This window comes from Bacillus sp. 01N42_2, assembly GCF_056399565.1.
In genome coordinates this window covers 60,042-79,717 of record NZ_JBFTRO010000005.1, presented here as the reverse complement: position 1 = coordinate 79,717, position 19,676 = coordinate 60,042, and the positions used below count along the sequence as shown (strand labels likewise).

Here is a 19,676-nt window from a genome sequence, read left to right as displayed (position 1 = left end):
TCTCTCTATTATAACAATATTTTTTATTACCTGGTACTAATAAATATATTTTTCCTCCGCCGATCTCTATCTTTTATGACGGATTTTGGGTACTATAGAGAAATGGTGTTTGATGAGGTGAAAATGAAATTAAGCCGTTTGCATGGAACGTGCAACTTTAAACCTTTCTTATGCGTGTATAACATAGAGGGGAGAAAAGGCAGTGACGATCGATGAAATTTACCAAATGTATATGAATGATGTTTACCGGTTCCTGCTCTCCATGACTAAAGACAAGCATCTCGCTGAAGATTTGCTGCAGGAAACCTTTATGAGGGCATACATACACATTCACTCCTACGACCACAGCAAAGTAAAGCCATGGCTTTTTCAAGTGGCGAGAAATGCGTTTATAGATTATGTCAGAAAACATAAGAAGGAAGTGACCATTTCCGATGACTTAATTGGGAGCCTTTTTCAGACGGCTGTGCAAAGCCCGGCTCATCAGATTGAAATCAAGGAAGTGCTGACAGGGTATATGTCCGAACTTCCCGACAATTATCGGGAGGCCTTAACACTGTATTATTTAAAAGAACTGAATTACAAAGAAGCATCCCATATTATGAATATTTCAGAGGCTAATTTTAAAAGTGTTTTATTTCGTGCCAGACAGCGGCTGAAAGCACTTTATAATAGAGGTGTTAATGATGAATGAAGAATTTAAAAAGCGTTTTTACCAATACAAAAATGGAGAAATGAGCGACCGGGAAATGGCCGCCTTTGAAGAAGAGCTGGAAAAGCTGGAAGTCTATCAGGAGCTGATTGAAAGCGAAATGCAGGACGACCGGGAATGGGACGTCGGCATCAGCCCGGAAAAACAGAAGGCCATTTTATCATACGGAAAACGCAAATCGTATTTGCGGATTTCGGTTCTCGCCGTCATCTCCACTTTGATGATTTTGCCGCTTTGCACTTTAGGAAGCTACCTCTATTACGGTCTGGGAGGAAAAGAAAGCACAGGCAATCAATTAATGGAAACCGCGGCCGTGACGGTGGCGACCACCATGCCGAACGTGCTCGTCGATACCTCCGGACTGAAAAGCCAGGTGAAGCTGTTTGGAATGAATACAGAGTTTCCGCTGCAAAAGCAGATCGGCACAAAAACGAAATCCGTCGGCGGAGAACGGATTGAAATGTTTTTAGATAAGGTTAAATCGCCTGCCGTTAACTACTATGATCTAGACGCGGCACAGTCAAAGCATTATTTCGCCCATCCTTCCGGCTTAAAGAAACGTACGGTCGACAAAGCCGGACAGACATTAAAAAAATTGCCTGAAGGCAGCGTGGCTGAGGTCTATCTTTCTTATGACCGCGCCTACCCTTCTTCCCAAGTATATTCAGCCTTTAAAAAATACGATGTGAAGTTTTTATGGAACGCGATCGAAACGGAGAAAAATCTGAAAGACAGTCCTTATGCCGAGCCGTTAGGATTTCCCGGGAAAGATTCTAAGATGGCTTCCTCTTTTGAAGCGCAGGGACAGACAGACCGAGAACAATTCACCAGCGCTCTTGAATTTATGTCCCGCCATAAAAAATGGGCGCATGCGATATCGAAACGCAAAGACATGAACCTGAGCAGCAGAATCGACTATGTCGAACAACATGGAATGAATGTATACGGCTCTGTCGTGACGGGGCCGACAAAAGAAATCGAACGTCTGCTGAAAAACAAAACAGTAAAAGCAGCAAACATCGGTGAGGTGGAATTATGGAATTGGTAAGAATTTTTAAAGAGCATAATGTTTTCGGCTGGATATCAGTCGGTACCGCGATTTTGTCGCTGCTGCTGTTGAACGTGGCAATCATCAGCAATGTAACTTTCTATTCTTATCAGATGCTGCCGTTTGCAATGGCCGCCGTGCCGTTCGGCATCATTGAGCTGTTTATTAAAAAAGGCCGGACGGGCCCGGGGCTGCTCGGCGTCATCCTCAACCTTTTCGTCATTGTATGTGTATATACGATCGTTGCCGTTGATACGAATCTGCAATTCGGTTTTTAACCATAAAATAAAAACAGGCCCTTTTTACGGGGCCTGTTTTTTTAAAATGAAAGAACGCCGATTAAATGCAGCAATACGACGATGATAGCCAGCGGCACGAGATATTTCAGAAGGAAATACCACAGCTGAAAGAAACGATAGCCGATGGCGGAACCGCTTTTCATCTCGGCGAACAGCTCCCGCTTCGGTATTTTCAGCGGGATGAAGATTGATATTAATAAAGCGCCGAGCGGAATCAGCACATTGCTCACTGTGAAATCCGCCAGATCAAAAAACGTTTTTCCGAACAAATGAACATCACTGAGAACACCGTATGATAAACACGACGGAATTCCGACTAAGAAAATGAGCAGACCGCTTGTCCACGACAGCTTCTTCCTTTTCGTTTCATCACCTTTCCCTACAGTCGCCACGATAATTTCCACCATCGAAAAGGCCGAAGTCAGTGCGGCAAAGAAAAAGACCGCCAGAAAGCTGATAAAAAACAGCGAGCCGAACGGCAGCCGGTCAAACACAGCCGGCAGTACGGTAAACAGCAGTGTAGGCCCTTCATCCGGTTTAAAGCCGAACGAAAAAACCGCCGGAAAAATGGCCAGTCCCGCAAACAGCGTGACGAGCACATTCATGATAACAATGGAACCCGCCGATCCCGGAAGGTTTTGGTTTTTCGGCAGATACGAACTGTACGTCACCATGACCGATACGCCGAGCGTTAATGTAAAAAACGCCTGTCCTAAAGCATAAAGAATGGATTCCGGCGTCAAATCTTCAAAGTGCGGAACCAATAAAAATTTAATTCCCTCAACGGCATGATCAAGCGTGACAGAACGCAGCACAAGCAGCAGAAACAGCACGAATAAAATCGGCATCAGCACCGCACTGACACGTTCAATCCCTTTCTGCACGCCTTTTGCGACGACCGCTACCGTCATGATCATAAATACCAGCTGCGCGGCGAGAGTCTGGAGCGGATTTTCAATGACCGTCCCGAATACCGTGCCGTACTGCTCCTGAGTGAGCCCGGATAAAGAACCGGTAACGGCTTTCAGCACATAGAGCAAAATCCACCCGCCGACAACACTGTAAAAAGACAAAACTAAAAAACAGGCCGCCACACCCACATAACCCGTAAGGTGCCATACCGACTTCGGCGCGGCTTGTTTGTAGGCATCAATCGCATTTGTCTGGCTCCGCCTTCCGAAAATAAATTCACCGAGCAAAAGCGGATAGCCTAAAAGCACGGTAAAGAGGACGAATACAAGAAAAAAAGCGCCTCCCCCGTTCGTACCCGCTACGTAAGGGAACTTCCAAATGGCTCCCAGGCCGATCGCCGAACCGGCGGCGGCCATAATAAATCCTATTTTTGAGGCCCATTGAACCCTTTTTTGGTCAGACACCACTTTCCACTTCCCTTCCGCCCTATATTATCCCTTATTCGCCGCGATAACTTAAGCCCATTTCAATATGTTTCACTATTCTGAAAAACATAAAAGGAGCGGCAGATACCGCTCCTTTTGCCAATTATCCGTTTAATTTCGAATGCTTTCTCGAATATAAGAAATAAATCACCAGACCTATGATCAGCCAGATAAAGAAACGGATGATAGTGGCGGCGCCAAGGTTAATAATCAAAAACAGGCAGAACAGAATGGACAATATCGGAATAAAGGGAACTCCCGGACATTTAAAAGCTCTCGGCAGATCAGGCTGTTTCTTTCTCAGCACGATAACCGCCACGGAAATCATGACAAACGCGGCGAGCGTGCCGATGTTTACGAGCTTCGCCAGTTCATCAAGCGGGACGAGCGCTCCCAGCAATGCCGACAGAATACCGAACACCCACGTCACCACGTGCGGCGTTTTATGCTTCGGATGGACTTTTGAAAGCGCCCCCGGCACTAAACCGTCACGGGACATGGCAAACATCACCCTCGTTTGGCCGTACAGCATGACGAGCATCACCGTCGTCATTCCCAACACTGCGCCGATATCAATAATCCCGGCCACCCAATTCTGACCCGCCATCTGCAGGACGAGAGAAACGGGATGGTCAACGCCTTCAAAACCGGCAAACGGTACAACGCCCGTCATAATCGCCGATACGGTCACATACAGCACGGTGCAGACGATTAATGAAAAAATAATTCCTTTCGGCAGATCCTTCGCCGGATTTTTCGTTTCCTCTGCGGCGGAAGAGACGGCGTCAAAACCGATAAAGGAGAAGAAAACGAGCGCCGCGGCACTGAAAACACCGCCGAACCCCATCGGCATAAACGGCTGCCAGTTATGCGGTTTGACATATACGGCCGCAACGGCGATAAATAATAAAACAACCAGAATTTTCAGAATTACCATAATATTATTGACCCGCTTCGATTCCTTAATGCCTAAGTAGAGAAGGAATGTAATCGCAAGTACAATAACAAATGCCGGAAGATTAAAGAATGTGACCGTCCCTTTAACAGAACCCGGAGCGGCCGTCAATGCGGTCGGAAGATGGATGCCGAATCCCGCCAAAAATGATTGAAAATAACCGGACCAGCCGACCGAAACCGCGCTGACGGCGAGCATATATTCCAAGATTAAATCCCATCCGATGATAAACGCGAGAAGTTCACCCAATGTCGCATAAGTAAATGTGTAGACGGAACCTGAAACCGGGACGCTTGAAGCAAATTCAGCATATGACAAAGCCGCAAATAAACATGCTAAAGCGGCTATGACAAATGAAACGGTCAGCCCGGGTCCCGCCGTAACTGCGCCTGTTCCGGTTAAAACAAAAATACCCGTTCCGATGATGGCTCCTATCCCGAGAAGGGTCAGATCAAAGGCCCCCAACTCCCTTTTCAGCGACTTTTCGCCGCCCGTTGCGGCAAGCAGGTCCTGAATGCTTTTCTTTCTGAATATGCTCCCCTTCATCTGCTTCACTCCTTGTATATCAATCTCTTATGTTAGAATATTCAGATAACAATAACGATAATGACTAAATTCTTATTTTTCGCATGAAATGTTTCAGTACATCATTCCTTTCTCCTACATCATATTATAACGAAAAATAAAAAAATGAAAATAACTTTTTTGAAAATTCTCTATATTAAATTTAATGTATGAACAAAACAGAACATGAATGGGAAAACGTCCCGTTATTACAGCGGGTTAACGCCTATTATCATCTTTGAATTCACGATTGACCTGACGACAGCGTTTTCTTAACATTATATAGAAATAAATAAAAATCCCGCACTTTTAAAAGTGCGGGATAAGACTTAAGGATTATGTTGAAATAAATCTGCCTCCATTTACGTGAATGGTCTGCCCTGTCATATAGGAAGATTCGTCTGAAGCCAAAAGCACGTAAGCTCCGGCGTGTTCAGCAGGCTGTCCCGGTCTTCCCATCGGGGTATCCAGACCGTGCTTTTCCACCTTTTCTTCAGTAAACGTCGCAGGGATCAAAGCGGTCCAGATCGGGCCCGGGGCCACTGCATTTACCCTGATCCCCTGATCGGCCAATGACATCGCCATCGAACGTGTAAAGGAAACGATGCCGCCTTTCGTGCACGAATAGTCAATCAATGATGTATCGCCCTGATAAGCGGTAATAGATGTTGTGTTAATAATGGCGCTCCCTCTTTTCAGATGAGGCAGCACAGCCTTTGTCATATGAAACATGGAAAACATGTTTGTACGGAAGGTCTTCTCCAGCTGTTCAGCCGTAATATCAAGAATCCCGTTTTGCGGATGCTGCTCAGCGGCATTATTCACAAGAATATCAATTTTTCCGTAGTGATCTAAGACTTGCCGGACCGCCTTCTGACAATGGGCCTCATCCCCGACGTCTCCCGGAATTAACAGGCAATCAGCCTGGCATTCTTCCGCACGCTTTTTCGTTCTCTCGGCATCGGCATGTTCGTCAAGGTACAGGATGGCAAGATCCGCTCCCTCCTTCGCGTAAGCAATCGCAGCCGCTGCGCCGATGCCGCTGTCTCCGCCCGTGATGACGGCGACTTTTCCTTTTAGTCTGCCCGATCCTTTTACATCCGGGTCCTCCAAGAGCGGTTTCGGCTCCATTTCTGACTCAGTGCCGGGCTGGCGGTTTTGCACCTGCGGTTTTTGACCTTCTGTCTGTCTGTCCATCGGATTCATGTTCTCACACTCCTGCATTTGGTATTACTGAGACGATACCACGGAGTGCGGATCACTAAACGGACAAATATGCCGGTGCTTAAAGCTGCTGAGCCGTTTCGGGAAAGGCTCCGGTGTATTGCGCAGACGGCCTGAAAATCATGTTGTCAGCTGACTGTTCAAGCACGTGTGCGCACCAGCCCGCCATTCGGCTTGCCGAAAAAGTCGGCGTAAACAAAGCATTATCCACATCAATAGCCTGCATGACAGCCGCCGCGTAAAATTCTACATTTGTATACAGCTTCCGTCCCGGCTTATATTGCTCTAATAAACGGATGGCTTCCTTTTCCACATAAAGCGCCAAATCAAGCGACGGATCATTTCCGGCCACCTCTTCAGCCTTTATGCGCAATGCTTCCGCCCGCGGATCTTTTGTTTTGTATACTCTGTGCCCGAAGCCCATCAGGCGCTCTCCCCTCATAAGCTTCGCTGTCAAATATGCTTCTGCGTTTTCTTTTTGTCCAATGTCTTCAAGCATTTTCGTTACACCGGAAGGCGCGCCTCCGTGCAGCGGCCCTTTCATCGTGCCCAGTGCGGAAGTGACGGCAGACACTAAGTCTGATTCAGTGGAAACGGTGACTCTCGCTGAAAAAGTCGATGCATTCATCCCGTGCTCCATCGCCAGAATCATATACGTTTCAAGCGCTTTCTTTTGAGCTTCGGACGGCTGCCTGCCGGTCAGCATGTACAAATAGTTTTCAACGTGCCCGTATCGCGCCTCAGGCGGCAGTGCTTCCTGCCCTTGTTTACGGCGGTATCTGTACGCAATAATCGTCGGTGTGACGGCAATCAGTTTAATCGCTTCTTCCGGCTTAGGCGGATATGTAAATGAATCTGTCCCCAAACCTGAAACAGCTGTTCTCAGCACCGCCATATCGTCCATATCGTCCGGAAGCGTTTCCAGCAGGTCGATGAGATGTTTCGGCAGCCCGCGCTCGGCTGCAAGTTTTTCCTGAAACGCAAGCAATTGCTGCTCATCAGGAAGCGTTCCGTTTAAGATGAGATACGCCGCTTCTTCAAAACTGGATTGGAGCGCGATATCCTTCGCGTCATATCCGCGATATATCAAATGCCCCTTTTCTCCGTCAATGTGGCTGATCGCCGTTTCTGCACAAGTAATTCCTTTTAATCCATGATAAATCAATTTCATTCCCCCTTATCCTCTTTCTGTTATTATAGTAAATATAATATTTAAAAAATAATGAATATTTTTAAGGGAATTAATTAAAACTTTTAATCAGAGGAGTGCATCTATGGATTTTAAATGGCTTCACACCTTCGTCACCGCAGCAAAATATGAGAATTTCAGAAAAACGGCGGAAACACTTTTTTTATCCCAGCCGACCGTCACCGTTCATATAAAATTATTAGAGAAAGAAATCAGCTGTAAGCTGTTTCAGCGAAGCGGCCGGAAAATACAATTGACTGAGGAAGGAAAAGCATACGTTCCGTTTGCCATGAGGCTTTTGGAAGACTATGAAAACAGCATGGCGGAGCTGCACAGGGTGCGTCAAGGCTACTTCCACACGCTGACGCTCGCTGTTTCGCCGCTTATCGCCGACACCGTTCTTCCGTCTGTCATGAAGCGTTACACAGAGGACAATAAAGAGACCGAGATGACGGTTACCATTTACGAATCGGAAGAAATCGCCACTCAAATCAGAAACGGCTCAGCCGATATCGGACTGAGCTGCTTAAAGGTGCAATCATCTTCCCTCACATGCCGTCCCCTGTACAATGACCCCGTTGTGCTCGTCGCGCCCCCCGGCCGTAAACCAGGATCAGGGAAAGCGGATGAAGTGAAAGACCTGCTCGGACGATACCTGCTTTTGACCCATAACCATCCTGACTATTGGGATGATTTGCTCCGTCAGGTCAGAATACAGTTCCCCTTTGTCAGAACGATGAAGGTGACACAGACGCATATTACGAAACGATTTATTAAAGAGGGGCTGGGCGTCTCATTTCTGCCGCTGTCAGCGGTACGGGCCGAACTCGCCGAAGGCAGCATGATAGAAATCCCGTGCGATTTCGCCCAGATGCCGAGCGCGGGCGCCTACGCCATCGCCCTCCATGAAAATGAAAAAAAGAAAACCTTTTTAGATTTTTTATCACATTTTCATTTTTAGGTGAAACAAATGGAGCGCTGTTCCGTCTAAATAAAAAACCCGTTCTGATGAACGGGTTTTTCTGGCTGCTAGAATCTTTTCGCGCCCAGGTAGCGCGGCTTCCAGTAGCTGTTATTCAGATCACTTGTTGCGACGCCGTCAGAACCGGCATGGATGAACTTGTTGTTTCCGATGTACACGCCCATGTGTGAAGGGCCGGCCTGATAGGTTGTAAAGAAGACGAAGTCGCCTTTAGACGGACTGGACACGCTCTTCATTGAGCTCCAGTAACCCGCAGTGCTTGTTCTTCCGACACTCGTCTGTTTGTTCAGCAGGTACCAGATAAATCCGCTGCAGTCAAAGCCGGAAGTCGTTGTTCCGCCCCATACATACGGCGTGCCGATTAAAGATTGCGCATCAGAAATCAGCTTGTTTACATTCAGGCTCGTCTGTGCAATATTATGGCTGGATGAAGGCTTCTTTGATGACGAAGATCCTGAAGACGCTGAACCGGAAGTTGATCCTTTTACTTTAAGAACTTGTCCGATGCGGATCAGGTCCGTTTTTAAACCGTTTAAGCTTTTCAATTGGTTTACCGTCATTTTATATTTATTCGCAATTTTCCAAAGGCTGTCGCCTTTTACGACTTTATATGTAGACGATGATGACTTGCTGCCCGAATTTGAACCTGAAGATGATTTACCATTGATCGAAAGCTTCTGGCCGATGTAAATGATATCCGATTTTAATTTATTCTCAGATTTAATGGAATTAATTGACGTTCCGTACCGATTTGAAAGTCCCCATAATGTATCGCCTTTTTTTACCTTAATTGTTTGCGCAGATGCCGCACCCGCAAACAAAGTCGTCCCTAAAACCACTGCCGTCGTTGCTGTAACAAGTTGCTTTTTCATTTTTTCCTCCCTGAATAATTCTATCTATTTTATAAGTCTCTTTTTTAAAGTTTTTATCTGTTTCCTATTATAAGGTTCAATTTCCACTAGAAATAGACTTGACTTCCCGTGACAAATTTCTTACTAATTCGTTTTTAAAAAAAGTTTTTAAGGGTATTAAATATTTCAATTTGATTTCAAACGTGACGAAAAAAGAGTCTTTTTGTCATGTTTTTTTCCTGTGATCCTCGTATTTTGGAAAATAAAGAAATTTATTTTCCACATTACCCCTTGTTAAAAAAACCCTCATCTTTTTTGAAAAAGTGAATGATTTTCACTTTTTCTTGAAAACATAACCTTACTTGGGAATTTACATTTCTAACAATGTTTCACCTGAAATTTACAGGAGGGACAGGCGTTCTTTACAAACATCCCCTACCATTAGACATGCAGACCACGATTAAAGGAGGACGATTTGGGAATGAGTCTATTTAAACAGGTTCGGTCAAAACTTCTGCCGGCGGCAGCCGTATCCGTGCTGACAGCCGGTTTGATTGCGGGTGCGGGATTTCAGCACTCCGAACAGGCTGCGGCAAAAAAACAGCCTGACAAAAATGAGATCAGAAACGTCATCTTCATGGTCGGAGACGGAATGGGTGCGCCATACATGAACGCCTACCGTTCGGTCATTAACAAAGGAAAGCCTTCAGACGGCATGAAACTGACGGCGTTTGACCCCAATCTCACCGGCATGATGATGACTTATCCTAATGATCCTGATTCCACTATCACCGATTCCGCGGCGGCCGGCACGGCAATGGCCACCGGCGTGAAAACGTATAACGCAGCGATCGGAGTCGATAAAAAAGGAAAGCGGGTAAAATCTGTCCTCGAAGAAGCGAAACAAAGAGGCAAATCCACCGGACTTGTCGCAACTTCAGAGATTGCCCACGCCACTCCTGCGGCTTTCGGCGCGCATAACAAATCAAGAAAAAATATGGATGAAATCGCAAGCAGCTACTTTGATGACCGCATCAACGGAAAGCAGAAAGTAGATGTACTCCTCGGCGGCGGCAAATCAAACTTTATCCGTAAAGACCGCAATATAACGAAGGATTTCAAAAAAGCGGGATACAGCTACGTGACATCAAAACAGGAACTTAAAAAGGACCGCAATAAAAACGTTCTCGGCCTGTTTGCCGATGGCGGACTCGCCAAAGCAATCGACCGCTCAAACGACGTGCCTTCATTAGAAGACATGACAACAGCGGCGATCGACAGACTGAATAAGAATAAAAAAGGTTTTTTCTTAATGGTCGAAGGCAGCCAAATTGACTGGGCGGGACATGACAATGATATCGTCGGCGCAATGAGCGAAATGAAGGATTTTGAAAAAGCGTATAAAGCAGCGATCGCATTTGCCAAAAAGGACAAACATACGCTTGTCATTGCCACTGCTGATCATACGACCGGCGGATTGACGATCGGCGCGAATAACGATAAAAACTGGCATGTTGAACCGATTCTTGCCGCGAAAAAAACACCGGCATTTATGGCTGATCAAATCAAAGCGGGCAAATCCGTATCTTCCGTGCTTGCGCGTTATACCGGCCTGAAATGCTCAAAATCCGAAATCAACCAGATCGAAACTACGGCAAAGCAGGATAAGGACAAGGGCGCCTACAAAGCGATCATTAAGCTCTTTAATGCGAAAACCAACAGCGGCTGGACAACCGGCGATCATACGGGCGAAGAAGTTCCGGTTTACGCATACGGCCCGGGAAAAGAATCTTTTACAGGCCTATTAAACAACACGGATCAGGCTAAAAAGATCTTTCACATTCTGAAAAACGGCAAATAAAAAAAGGATGCGGGGTTTCCCTGCATCCTTTTTCTTTACAGATATCTCCGGTGCACTCCTTTGCCGTCATACGAGAACATCACTTCCTTATCTTCCAGAACTGATTCGATATGCACGCTCCTGCCCCACAGCTGGTACAAGTACGGCAGCACCTTCTCCAAATATTTCAGATCAAGCTCAATTCCCTCATACCAATGCTTAATATAAAGCTCATTATTCTTCAGATAATCCCCATCATTGACGGTCAGATAAGGAAACCCGCCGTTTACCCGCATGTTCACGAGCTGATCGCGCACGGCCTTCCATTCCTTGTCGATCACTTTATAGTCCCTGCCCTGCTTTTGGAATAAATACAGATCCTCTCGCAGCACGAGATCTTTCGTCAAATAATTGCGGATAAAAGAAATATCTGATTCAATTTCCCTGACCTCAAACATTTTTTCACGGCCGGAACCGGGCTTTACCCCTGTTTTTTTCATTTCTTCTGTCGGGTTGTCGTAGCGCTCTTCGATGTCTTCAAAAATTTTCAGCCCTAAATAATACGGATTGATTCCCGTTTTTGACGGCTGAACGACGCCTGCGTTCAGTTTCGCAAATTCGATGGCTTCATCTGAAGTTAAATCAAGCTCGCGGATAATCCGCTGATGCCAATAGGATGCCCAGCCTTCGTTCATGATTTTTGTTTCCAGCTGAGGCCAGAAATACAGCATTTCTTCTCTCATCATGGTTAAAATATCTCGCTGCCACGGTTCGAGCTCCCGGGAATGCTCCTCGATAAACAGCAGAATGTCTTTTTCCGGCCGGGGCGGAAACGCTTTTTTCCCTTTTTTCTTTTTCACCGGCTTCGGCTTATCCATTCCCCATAAATCATCGTAAGGCGATGGCGCAGTTTCCTCTTCGTCCTCATCTTCGTCATCAACGCTCCATTGCAGCTTCGGCCTGACGAGCGACGGATCGATATGCTCTTGAACCGCCAGAATGGCATCTAAAAAGGACTCCACCTCTTTAATTCCGTGAATTCTTTCATAATGCTTAATCCGCTCCGCCGCAGCCGCCATACTCTCGACCATGTCCCGGTTCGTATTTTGAAAGCGGCAGTTATGTTTGAAAAAATCACAATGGGCCAGTACATGGGCTACAATTAATTTATTTTGGATCAGCGAATTGCTGTCCAGCAAAAAAGCGTAGCAAGGGTTGGAATTAATGACAAGTTCATAAATTTTGCTCAAACCGAGATCATAATGGAGTTTCATCTTGTGAAATTGTTTACCGAAACTCCAGTGGCTGAATCTCGTCGGCATGCCGTACGCGCCGAATGTATAAATAATTTCAGCCGGGCAAATTTCGTATCTCATCGGGTAGAAATCAAGGCCGAATCCCTTCGCAATGTCGGTTATTTCCTCAATTGCCCGCTGTAAACCTTTTGTCTCCTCCGCGTTCAACCGAATCCCCCCTACTTGGACTTATTTATAATGTATGACCCCTCCTCTCAAAAGATGAAATAACAGGCGGGTTTCCGTCTGAAAACTTTCGGCACATCCGTCCCGTTTGCTTTATATGTAAGTGGGTAAACACACACCATACCCCATAAAAAAAGAAAAAGGAGCGATTCTACTTGAACACAGCAGACATGCTTACCACGTATCTCAGCAAACTGCCGAATCTGATCATTGCATTGCTCGTCCTGCTTATCGGCTGGGGCATTGCGAAAATCATTGAAAAAGCCGTATACAAAGGCCTGCAAAAAACAAAAATCGACGACAGGCTGTTCGCCGAAAAAAAGCCGGCGCGCTATTCCTCGGAAAAAGTCATCAGTAAAGTCATTTATTTTATCGCATTAATTATCGTTTTTATTCTATTCTTTAACATTCTGCATCTGACAACCGTGGCTTCGCCTTTTGTCAGCATGCTGTCGGCGATAACGGCGGCTGTGCCGAGCATTTTAAAAGCCGGTTTGATTCTGCTCTTGGGATGGGCGGCTGCTTCGCTTTTCAGCTATCTCGTCAAAAAAGCGGGCATGAAACTGGCTGCAAACGGCTGGATCAGAAAATGGACCATGGTTTCTGAAGAGGCGGAGATGAGCAAGTCCGTTACGGCCGCTTCACGAATCGTTTTTTATTTCGTCTTGCTCCTGTTCCTGCCGGGCGTCTTGTCCGCTCTTCAAATCAGCGGAGTATCAGGACCGTTTACACATATGATCCAAAGCGTGTTATCCTTTATACCGAAATTATTCGCCGCGGCGCTGATTGTCTTAATCGGCTGGCTTGTTGCCCGTCTCGTCCGTGATATCGTCACAAACTTTCTGGCGAGTATCGGCACGGAAAGACTTGCCGCACGTATGGGGCTTTCTATTTACCTGAAGGATACAAGCCTGTCGGCAATCATCGGAACGATTGTCTACGTGCTGATTTTTATTCCGGTGGTCATTTCTGCGCTTGACCGGCTTGATATTGCGGGCATTTCTGAACCGGCCTCAGCCATGCTGAACACGGTCTTCACAATGCTTCCTAATATCATTATCGGTATTGTGCTGATCATCGCCGGCATCTGGATCGGAAAATGGGTAAACAGTATTGTATCAGGGCTGCTGCACCGGGCCGGCTTTGACTCTCTTCTCGGAAAAATGGGCTTTGAACAGGCGGACCGTCCGAAGCTTACGCTTTCTCAAACTGTCGGCATGATTGCGCAGATCATCATCGTCCTGCTCTTTACGGCAGAAGCGCTGCAGCTGGTTCATCTCGAATTTCTCGTCGTCATTGCGACCGGGATTATCGCTTACCTGCCTAATGTTCTGGCCGCTGTATTTATTCTCGGAATCGGGCTTTTGGCCGGACAGCTTGTCAGCAGACTGCTTGTCAGCATGCTGAGCGGAAAAGAATTCAGATTCCTGGCACCTCTTGCGAAATATACGATTATCACGCTCTCAATCTTTATGGCGCTGGATCAGCTCGGTGTCGCCGACACGATCGTAAATGCCGCATTTATTCTGATTCTTGGCGGTTTCGCGCTTGCCTTCGGACTTTCATTCGGTCTTGGCGGAAAAGAATTTGCTTCCCGTTATCTGTCGAAGTTGGACCGCAAAATTGAAAAACATCAATCGGCTGATGACCGTAAACCGCCGATGTCTTAAACGAAAAAAACGTGTGCTCAGAAGGAGCGCACGTTTTTTTTTTTGAGATTGATGGGCAAATTCCTTTTTTTTCATTTTGAAATCCTATATGATAAACTGTAACAGAAGCAAAATCTCTTTTTTCGAGGTCATTCTATGAAATTAACGAACTATACCGATTATTCTTTACGCGTTTTGATTTTTTTGGCTTCCAGACATTCCGAAGAACTTTCCAACATAAAAGAAATCGCCGACACATATTCCATCTCTAAAAACCACCTCATGAAAGTCATTTACCGTCTCGGACAGCTCGGGTATGTGGAAACGATCCGGGGCCGCGGAGGCGGAATCCGATTAGGAATGAAACCGGAAGACATTAACATTGGAGAAGTCGTTCGAAATACAGAAGACGACTTCAACATCGTAGAATGCTTTGACTCCCAAAAAAATCTCTGTATCATATCTCCCGCCTGCAACTTAAAGAATTTGCTGAATGAAGCCCTGCAAGCTTACCTGGCTGTTTTAGACAAATATACGTTAAGGGACCTGGTCAAAAATAAAGAGGAGATTATGAGACTGCTCAGAAGCTGAAGGAATGCCTGCATTCCTTCTTTTTTTATGCCTGCATAAGAAAAAAGAACTATTTCTACTAATATGATAAATGATTGCAGACAAGTGCCGATATAAAGATTATCATTACTGTTATCCTCACCTTGCGGCTGCAACGAATGGGGATAGTAAAATCATCGCAGGAAAAGGGAGATTCACTATGAAAAAAAAGGTAGCGGTCGGTTTGACTGCATCTGCGATCGTCGGGTCTGCGTTAGCTGTAACACCGGCAGAAGCACAAACGATTAAGGTTAAAAGCGGAGATTCATTATGGAAGCTTGCCCAAAACTACAATACAAGCGTGGATGCCATTACATCAGCCAATCATCTAAAATCCACCGTTATTTCCATCGGGCAGACGCTCACCATCCCTAACGGCAAATCAGATTCCGGCAGCAAAAAGCCATCTTCAAAGAACAGCGGCAAGACGACAAGTGTGTATACGGTGAAAAGCGGAGACTCGCTGTGGCTGATCGCGTCTGATTTTAAAATGTCCGTACAGGAACTGAAAAAACTGAACGGTCTGACAAGCGACTTAATCCGCGCAGGACAGAAGCTGCAAGTGAAGGGGAAAGTTTCCTCAAGCACCGACAAGACAAAAACCGTGCCGGGCAGCAGCTCAAACAGCAGTAAAAAGCAGTCATCTTCATCTTCATCTTCCGGGACATATAAAGTCAAACTCGGCGATTCGCTCTGGAAGATCGCAAACAGCGTTCATATGTCCATTGCGGAACTTAAAGTATTAAATAACTTAAAAACGGATACGATCTACGTAAACCAGGTTCTGAAAATAAAAGGAACGTCTCCTTCGGGAAACAAGCCGTCAAAAGACAATTCAAACAAAAATCAAAACCAGACGCAAACATCATCTTATACAGTAAAAAGCGGAGACTCGCTTTGGAAGATCGCAAACGCATACAATATGACGGTTCAGCAAATCAGAAGCATCAATAAACTGACGTCAGACATGCTGCGGGTCGGACAAGTGCTGAAGCTGACAAAAACGTCATCTTCCGGCTCTTCGTCTTCACCGTCATCTCCGAACCAGTCCGGAGATACAGGGAAAACCACTACATATACCGTCAAAAGCGGGGATTCTTTATGGGGGATCGCCCAAAAATTCAATGTAACCGCCCAGCAGATCCGCGAGAAAAACAATCTGAAAACAGATGTGCTTCAAATCGGACAGAAGCTGACGATTACAGGACAGCAGTCAAACACGACACCGAATCAGTCCGGCAGCACAGGCGGCACAGGTTCAACAAGCGCGAAGATTAATGTAATGATCGATGCCGCAAAAGCTCAGCTGGGTGTACCGTATGTATGGGGCGGGACAACGCCGAGAGGCTTTGACTGCAGCGGTTTTATTTATTACGTTCTTAATAAGGTCACTTCCGTATCCAGACTTTCAGCCGCAGGCTACTGGAATACGATGACATCAGTCAGCCAGCCGGCGGTCGGTGACTTTGTCTTTTTCTCAACTTATAAAGCCGGACCTTCTCACGTCGGCATTTATCTCGGAAACGGACAGTTTATTAATGCCAACGATTCGGGTGTCGTCATCTCCAGCATGAACAATTCCTATTGGAAACAGCGCTACCTCGGAGCGAAACGATTCTTCTGATACAGACAAGCTGCACAGCCGAAAAGGCTGTGCAGCTTTTTTTACAGCCTGAAAATATTAATGCTGATCACATGTTTAGTCACGGGGTGAAAATACACTTCAGCACGGGAGGAAAACGTCTCTTTTTTTGTTTGCACCGTTACGCGAAACACGTCTTTCGTCTGTTCCCGGTTTACTTTCGTACGGCCCATGTACGAATAATCGGTAAGCTCGGCCCCCTTGTATTCACGTTCCAGCTGGTTCCATGCGAGCTGCTCCCATTTTCCGACTGATGGATCGAGGTGTTCTGTATGCCCTTTTTCAGCGATTGAGGCAATGAGAATGCCGCAAAACAAGAGGGCGAGCGCAAATGGAAGGAATTTCATCTTTATGTTCTCCTGAGTCGTTTTTGTCAATCTTAGCGTGTCCAAAGAAGAGACGGATATGCGTTTTTATTTTATGTCTCCCTCATATTGCTATGCCCAATTTATACGGACACCAACTTTTCCCCCGTTGCATCCGGGCTTCGGCGGCATAAACTAACGGAGAACTTCTCATTGAAAGGGGAAGCGTAAGATGGATCATGCCGATTATGATAAAGCCTTATATTACACACACAGGTCTCAATGGGACAATTTATTAATTTTGATGGTGCGTACGAAAGATGATTTGTTATCAAAGCGTATTGAGCACTTTTTGCATGCATATCATTTTGAACTTGATTATGCGGTGCTTGAAAAAGAGCTGTATTCCCTTCTCAGGTATATTGATCATGCGGCAGAGCTCGCGTATGAAGATCAATTAGCCATGCTGACATAAAACAATCCCGGCGTCAGGCGCCGGGATTTCCCGTGTTTGTAAACATATTCAGCTCTTCCATCATGTCTTTCAGGCTGACCGCCATATCCTCAGATACGGTCCGGCGCTCCATGTCGATGTGAATCGGGTCTATGACCAGCTGTTTCGGGATGACATTTGCATAGACGCCCCTCATCACAGTCCGCATATTCGCCAGCGCGTTCATGCCGCCTTTTCCTCCGCCCGCCGCTGCAATGATGGCCACCGGTTTGTATCTCCAGCAGTCACTGCTTAAAAAATCCATGGCGTTTTTTAAAGCGCCGCTCATGCCGCTGTGATACTCGGGAGATAATAAGACGACGGCAGACGACTTTTTCACCTGCCGCCTTAACTCTTGCACTGAGGGCAGATCGTTCTGTTCTTCTTCACCGTTATAAAGCGGCAGTTCACTTTTGCTTAAATCAATAAAATCGGTTTGAAACCGGTCTCTGATATACGAAGCGGCAATTCTTGTCCGCCCGTTTTTTCTCGGCGTGCCGCTGATCACTAATATGCTCATTTAGTTTACCGCCTTTCCGGAAACATTGTATTTTACGGCATACAATGCCGCTTGTGTCCGGTCTGAAAGATTCAGCTTTGACAGCAGATTGGACACATGGGTCTTTACTGTTTTTTCAGAAATAAACAGAGCTGCGGCAATTTCCTTATTGCTTTTCCCTTTGGCTATTTCTTGAAGAACATCTTTTTCACGGGAGTCAGCTGATAATATTTTTCCTTATCCTGATCCTCCTGAACCATATGTGTCAGCACGTGAGGCACAATATCCGCTGAGAGCCGGTACCGTCCGGAATACACTTCCCGGAGTGTTTTCACTAAATCATCGGGCTGGGCGTCTTTCAGCTGATACGCTTTGGCTCCGGCTTTAAGGGCGGGAATGACATGCTGCGGGTCGGAATAGCTCGTCAAAACGACGATACTGATGTCCGGAAATCGTTCAGCCGCGATTTTTGCCGCTTCAATGCCGTCCATATCAGGCATTGATAAATCCATTAACACGATATCAGGCTTCGTTAGTTCAGCTTGCTGAAGCGCTTCAGCACCGGTAGACGCCTCACCGACTACTTCAATATCTTCCTGAGTGGCGAAGAAAAAGCGCAATCCTTTGCGGACAACGTGATGATCATCAGCGATCACAATTTTCATCAATCAGACCTCCTATCCCGTAAAATGGAAGCCGAACAGAGACAATCGTACCGGCGCCAAGCTCCGATTGCAATGCAAACCGGCCTCCGATTGCTTCGGCGCGCGCTTTCATACCCGCAATGCCAAGTGACGGCAGCCCCGCATGCGCATCAGCGCTGAAGCCCGCTCCATGATCGATAATGCGAAGCTCAGCATGTTCCGGCTTTTTAACGGCAGAAATGATAACCCGGTCCGTTCCTGCATGCTTTTTACAGTTATTCAAGGCTTCTTGAGCGATCCGCCAAAGCGCGTGTTCCTGTTCATCCGTAAGCTTCAGTTCATCTTCCATGTCACAGACGGCTTCCAGGCCGATGAGAGCGGCATAGCTTTTGATCGACGCATACAGCCCTTTCGTTAAACTTTCCGGTCTCAGCTGCCAAATAAGCGTCCTCATTTCTGTCAACGCATCCTGCGACAGCTCTTGGATGAACGTAATCATCTGCCGGAGCCGTTCATCATCTGTAAAGCTTTTAGCGGCTTTTGCCGTTAAGCTGACGGAAAACAGCATCTGATTGACGGAATCATGCAGCTCTTGCGCCAGTCTGCTCCGTTCCATCAGCAGGGCGTTCTGCTGTGCAAATTCGGCCAGTTTCATCCGCTGGATCGCCGTTCCGATTTGAAAGGCAACCCCTTCAAGAAGATGCAGTTCTTCTTCGCTGAAAAACGTCTTTTCGCCTGCAGCGACGTTTAATAAACCGAATTTCCGGCCGCCGTCTTCAAGCGGAACGGTCGCATGATGGGTAATGCCTTCGGTGTCGCTGCAGTCCGTCGTCTGTTCCGCAAATTCAATCCGTTTACAATTCATAATGTTTACAGCCTTGGTCAATCCGCCATTGCTGAATTTGGTCAGACAATAGCAGTCCCCGCTGCACATTAATGCGTTTTCCCGCTGACCGAGAGCCGGCGGTAAATAAGCGGATGCGGCAAGCGTATAGGACCCGTCCGGATCAATCAGAAAAATCCACCCTGTCTGCAGCCCGGTCAAGCTGAGCAGCTCGCGCAGGACTTTATCAAGCGCTTCCTTCATATCGTGGCTTTGGTTTAAGGTTTCCGCAATCGCTTTTAAGGTTTTTAAGGTTTCTACCGTCGTTTTCGTCAAACTCCCTCACTCCGGCCATTCAGAATTATCCATATTATATCAATTCTAATCTGTATTTGCCTTTGCTTCAGCATGATTTTACCTCATACTTTCGGATGAGGCGTAAAAAAACCGCCGGATATCGCTTCCGGCGG

The 19,676-nt window shown here is 46.4% G+C and carries 18 protein-coding genes and 1 pseudogene; 9 read left to right on the top strand and 10 right to left on the bottom strand.

Annotation, left to right across the window (positions count from 1 at the left end):
• The first annotated feature begins 202 nt into the window (after positions 1–202).
• Genes sigM through AC1DN5_RS12615 form a run of 3 tightly spaced genes read left to right on the top strand, consistent with a single transcriptional unit; the run spans position 203 to position 2,038 of the window.
• Positions 203–694, top strand: coding sequence for an RNA polymerase sigma factor SigM (gene sigM, locus AC1DN5_RS12625; protein WP_003155312.1), 492 nt, complete (start codon positions 203–205; stop codon positions 692–694).
• Entirely contained in the window at positions 687–1,760 is a 1,074-nt protein-coding gene (locus AC1DN5_RS12620) for an anti-sigma factor (RefSeq protein ID WP_316100815.1), read from the top strand. Before sigM ends, AC1DN5_RS12620 begins: the two co-directional genes overlap by 8 nt.
• Positions 1,748–2,038 (top strand): anti-sigma-M factor, encoded by a 291-nt coding sequence (locus tag AC1DN5_RS12615; protein ID WP_003155315.1) that lies wholly within the window; start codon positions 1,748–1,750, stop codon positions 2,036–2,038. Before AC1DN5_RS12620 ends, AC1DN5_RS12615 begins: the two co-directional genes overlap by 13 nt.
• Before the next feature lie 41 nt (positions 2,039–2,079).
• Here the strand turns inward: AC1DN5_RS12615 and AC1DN5_RS12610 are convergent, their stop codons facing one another.
• From AC1DN5_RS12610 to AC1DN5_RS12595, 4 genes are all read right to left on the bottom strand, one after another.
• Positions 2,080–3,435: a sodium-dependent transporter gene (locus tag AC1DN5_RS12610; RefSeq protein WP_366969615.1), complete on the bottom strand. Its 1,356-nt coding sequence runs from the start codon at positions 3,433–3,435 to the stop codon at positions 2,080–2,082.
• 124 nt (positions 3,436–3,559) lie between these two features.
• Positions 3,560–4,957 carry an amino acid permease gene (locus AC1DN5_RS12605; RefSeq protein ID WP_366969617.1) on the bottom strand — a complete coding sequence of 466 codons (1,398 nt, stop codon included), beginning with the start codon at positions 4,955–4,957 and terminating at the stop codon, positions 3,560–3,562.
• Between the two features lie 354 nt (positions 4,958–5,311).
• A complete protein-coding gene (locus AC1DN5_RS12600) occupies positions 5,312–6,181 on the bottom strand; it encodes an SDR family oxidoreductase (RefSeq protein ID WP_016938392.1) in 870 nt (289 codons plus the stop codon).
• 79 nt (positions 6,182–6,260) lie between these two features.
• Positions 6,261–7,364, bottom strand: coding sequence for a citrate synthase/methylcitrate synthase (locus tag AC1DN5_RS12595; protein ID WP_049628186.1), 1,104 nt, complete (start codon positions 7,362–7,364; stop codon positions 6,261–6,263).
• Between the two features lie 109 nt (positions 7,365–7,473).
• Here AC1DN5_RS12595 and AC1DN5_RS12590 point away from each other — a divergent pair, with 109 nt between their 5' ends.
• Positions 7,474–8,349 (top strand): LysR family transcriptional regulator, encoded by an 876-nt coding sequence (locus AC1DN5_RS12590; protein ID WP_045927075.1) that lies wholly within the window; start codon positions 7,474–7,476, stop codon positions 8,347–8,349.
• A 68-nt stretch (positions 8,350–8,417) separates the two neighbouring features.
• Here AC1DN5_RS12590 and AC1DN5_RS12585 read toward each other — a convergent pair whose 3' ends face one another.
• The gene (locus AC1DN5_RS12585) at positions 8,418–9,242 is read right to left on the bottom strand and encodes a C40 family peptidase (protein WP_016938395.1); all 825 of its coding nucleotides are present in this window, start codon (positions 9,240–9,242) and stop codon (positions 8,418–8,420) included.
• A 460-nt stretch (positions 9,243–9,702) separates the two neighbouring features.
• Here AC1DN5_RS12585 and AC1DN5_RS12580 point away from each other — a divergent pair, with 460 nt between their 5' ends.
• Complete coding sequence (locus AC1DN5_RS12580; RefSeq protein ID WP_366969620.1) at positions 9,703–11,082, top strand: alkaline phosphatase; 1,380 nt, start codon at positions 9,703–9,705, stop codon at positions 11,080–11,082.
• A 35-nt stretch (positions 11,083–11,117) separates the two neighbouring features.
• On the opposite strand, the gene AC1DN5_RS12575 is transcribed toward AC1DN5_RS12580, so the two are convergent.
• Positions 11,118–12,524 (bottom strand): SpoVR family protein, encoded by a 1,407-nt coding sequence (locus AC1DN5_RS12575; RefSeq protein ID WP_049628183.1) that lies wholly within the window; start codon positions 12,522–12,524, stop codon positions 11,118–11,120.
• Positions 12,525–12,697: 173 nt separating this feature from the next.
• Here AC1DN5_RS12575 and AC1DN5_RS12570 point away from each other — a divergent pair, with 173 nt between their 5' ends.
• From AC1DN5_RS12570 to lytF, 3 genes are all read left to right on the top strand, one after another.
• Positions 12,698–14,212, top strand: a complete 1,515-nt coding sequence (locus AC1DN5_RS12570; RefSeq protein WP_064778267.1) for a mechanosensitive ion channel — start codon at positions 12,698–12,700, stop codon at positions 14,210–14,212.
• Between the two features lie 135 nt (positions 14,213–14,347).
• Positions 14,348–14,782, top strand: coding sequence for a nitric oxide-sensing transcriptional repressor NsrR (gene nsrR / locus AC1DN5_RS12565; protein WP_016938399.1), 435 nt, complete (start codon positions 14,348–14,350; stop codon positions 14,780–14,782).
• Positions 14,783–14,960: 178 nt separating this feature from the next.
• Complete coding sequence (lytF, locus tag AC1DN5_RS12560; RefSeq protein ID WP_366969622.1) at positions 14,961–16,424, top strand: peptidoglycan endopeptidase LytF; 1,464 nt, start codon at positions 14,961–14,963, stop codon at positions 16,422–16,424.
• Positions 16,425–16,465: 41 nt separating this feature from the next.
• Here lytF and AC1DN5_RS12555 read toward each other — a convergent pair whose 3' ends face one another.
• Positions 16,466–16,789: a DUF3889 domain-containing protein gene (locus AC1DN5_RS12555; RefSeq protein ID WP_016938401.1), complete on the bottom strand. Its 324-nt coding sequence runs from the start codon at positions 16,787–16,789 to the stop codon at positions 16,466–16,468.
• A 190-nt stretch (positions 16,790–16,979) separates the two neighbouring features.
• On the opposite strand from AC1DN5_RS12555, the gene AC1DN5_RS12550 reads away from it, so the two are divergent.
• The gene (locus AC1DN5_RS12550) at positions 16,980–17,222 is read left to right on the top strand and encodes a YhdB family protein (RefSeq protein WP_016938402.1); all 243 of its coding nucleotides are present in this window, start codon (positions 16,980–16,982) and stop codon (positions 17,220–17,222) included.
• Between the two features lie 13 nt (positions 17,223–17,235).
• Here the strand turns inward: AC1DN5_RS12550 and AC1DN5_RS12545 are convergent, their stop codons facing one another.
• The 3 genes and pseudogenes from AC1DN5_RS12545 to AC1DN5_RS12535 all read right to left on the bottom strand — a co-directional run bounded on the left by AC1DN5_RS12545 (position 17,236) and on the right by AC1DN5_RS12535 (position 19,542).
• Positions 17,236–17,760 (bottom strand): NADPH-dependent FMN reductase, encoded by a 525-nt coding sequence (locus AC1DN5_RS12545; RefSeq protein WP_366969623.1) that lies wholly within the window; start codon positions 17,758–17,760, stop codon positions 17,236–17,238.
• A pseudogene (locus AC1DN5_RS12540) lies at positions 17,761–18,404 on the bottom strand (response regulator).
• Positions 18,385–19,542 (bottom strand): GAF domain-containing sensor histidine kinase, encoded by a 1,158-nt coding sequence (locus AC1DN5_RS12535; protein ID WP_366969624.1) that lies wholly within the window; start codon positions 19,540–19,542, stop codon positions 18,385–18,387. The pseudogene AC1DN5_RS12540 and the gene AC1DN5_RS12535 overlap by 20 nt, the downstream one beginning before the upstream one ends.
• Positions 19,543–19,676 lie beyond the last annotated feature (134 nt).

Coding starts and splice junctions, on each gene's coding strand:
- AC1DN5_RS12620 (WP_316100815.1), top strand. CDS start 687: ATGAATGAAGAATTTAAAAAGCGTTTTTACCAATACAAAAATGGAGAA.
- AC1DN5_RS12615 (WP_003155315.1), top strand. CDS start 1,748: ATGGAATTGGTAAGAATTTTTAAAGAGCATAATGTTTTCGGCTGGATA.
- AC1DN5_RS12605 (WP_366969617.1), bottom strand. CDS start 4,957: ATGAAGGGGAGCATATTCAGAAAGAAAAGCATTCAGGACCTGCTTGCC.
- AC1DN5_RS12600 (WP_016938392.1), bottom strand. CDS start 6,181: ATGAATCCGATGGACAGACAGACAGAAGGTCAAAAACCGCAGGTGCAA.
- AC1DN5_RS12590 (WP_045927075.1), top strand. CDS start 7,474: ATGGATTTTAAATGGCTTCACACCTTCGTCACCGCAGCAAAATATGAG.
- AC1DN5_RS12585 (WP_016938395.1), bottom strand. CDS start 9,242: ATGAAAAAGCAACTTGTTACAGCAACGACGGCAGTGGTTTTAGGGACG.
- AC1DN5_RS12580 (WP_366969620.1), top strand. CDS start 9,703: ATGAGTCTATTTAAACAGGTTCGGTCAAAACTTCTGCCGGCGGCAGCC.
- nsrR (WP_016938399.1), top strand. CDS start 14,348: ATGAAATTAACGAACTATACCGATTATTCTTTACGCGTTTTGATTTTT.
- lytF (WP_366969622.1), top strand. CDS start 14,961: ATGAAAAAAAAGGTAGCGGTCGGTTTGACTGCATCTGCGATCGTCGGG.
- AC1DN5_RS12555 (WP_016938401.1), bottom strand. CDS start 16,789: ATGAAATTCCTTCCATTTGCGCTCGCCCTCTTGTTTTGCGGCATTCTC.
- AC1DN5_RS12550 (WP_016938402.1), top strand. CDS start 16,980: ATGGATCATGCCGATTATGATAAAGCCTTATATTACACACACAGGTCT.
- AC1DN5_RS12545 (WP_366969623.1), bottom strand. CDS start 17,760: ATGAGCATATTAGTGATCAGCGGCACGCCGAGAAAAAACGGGCGGACA.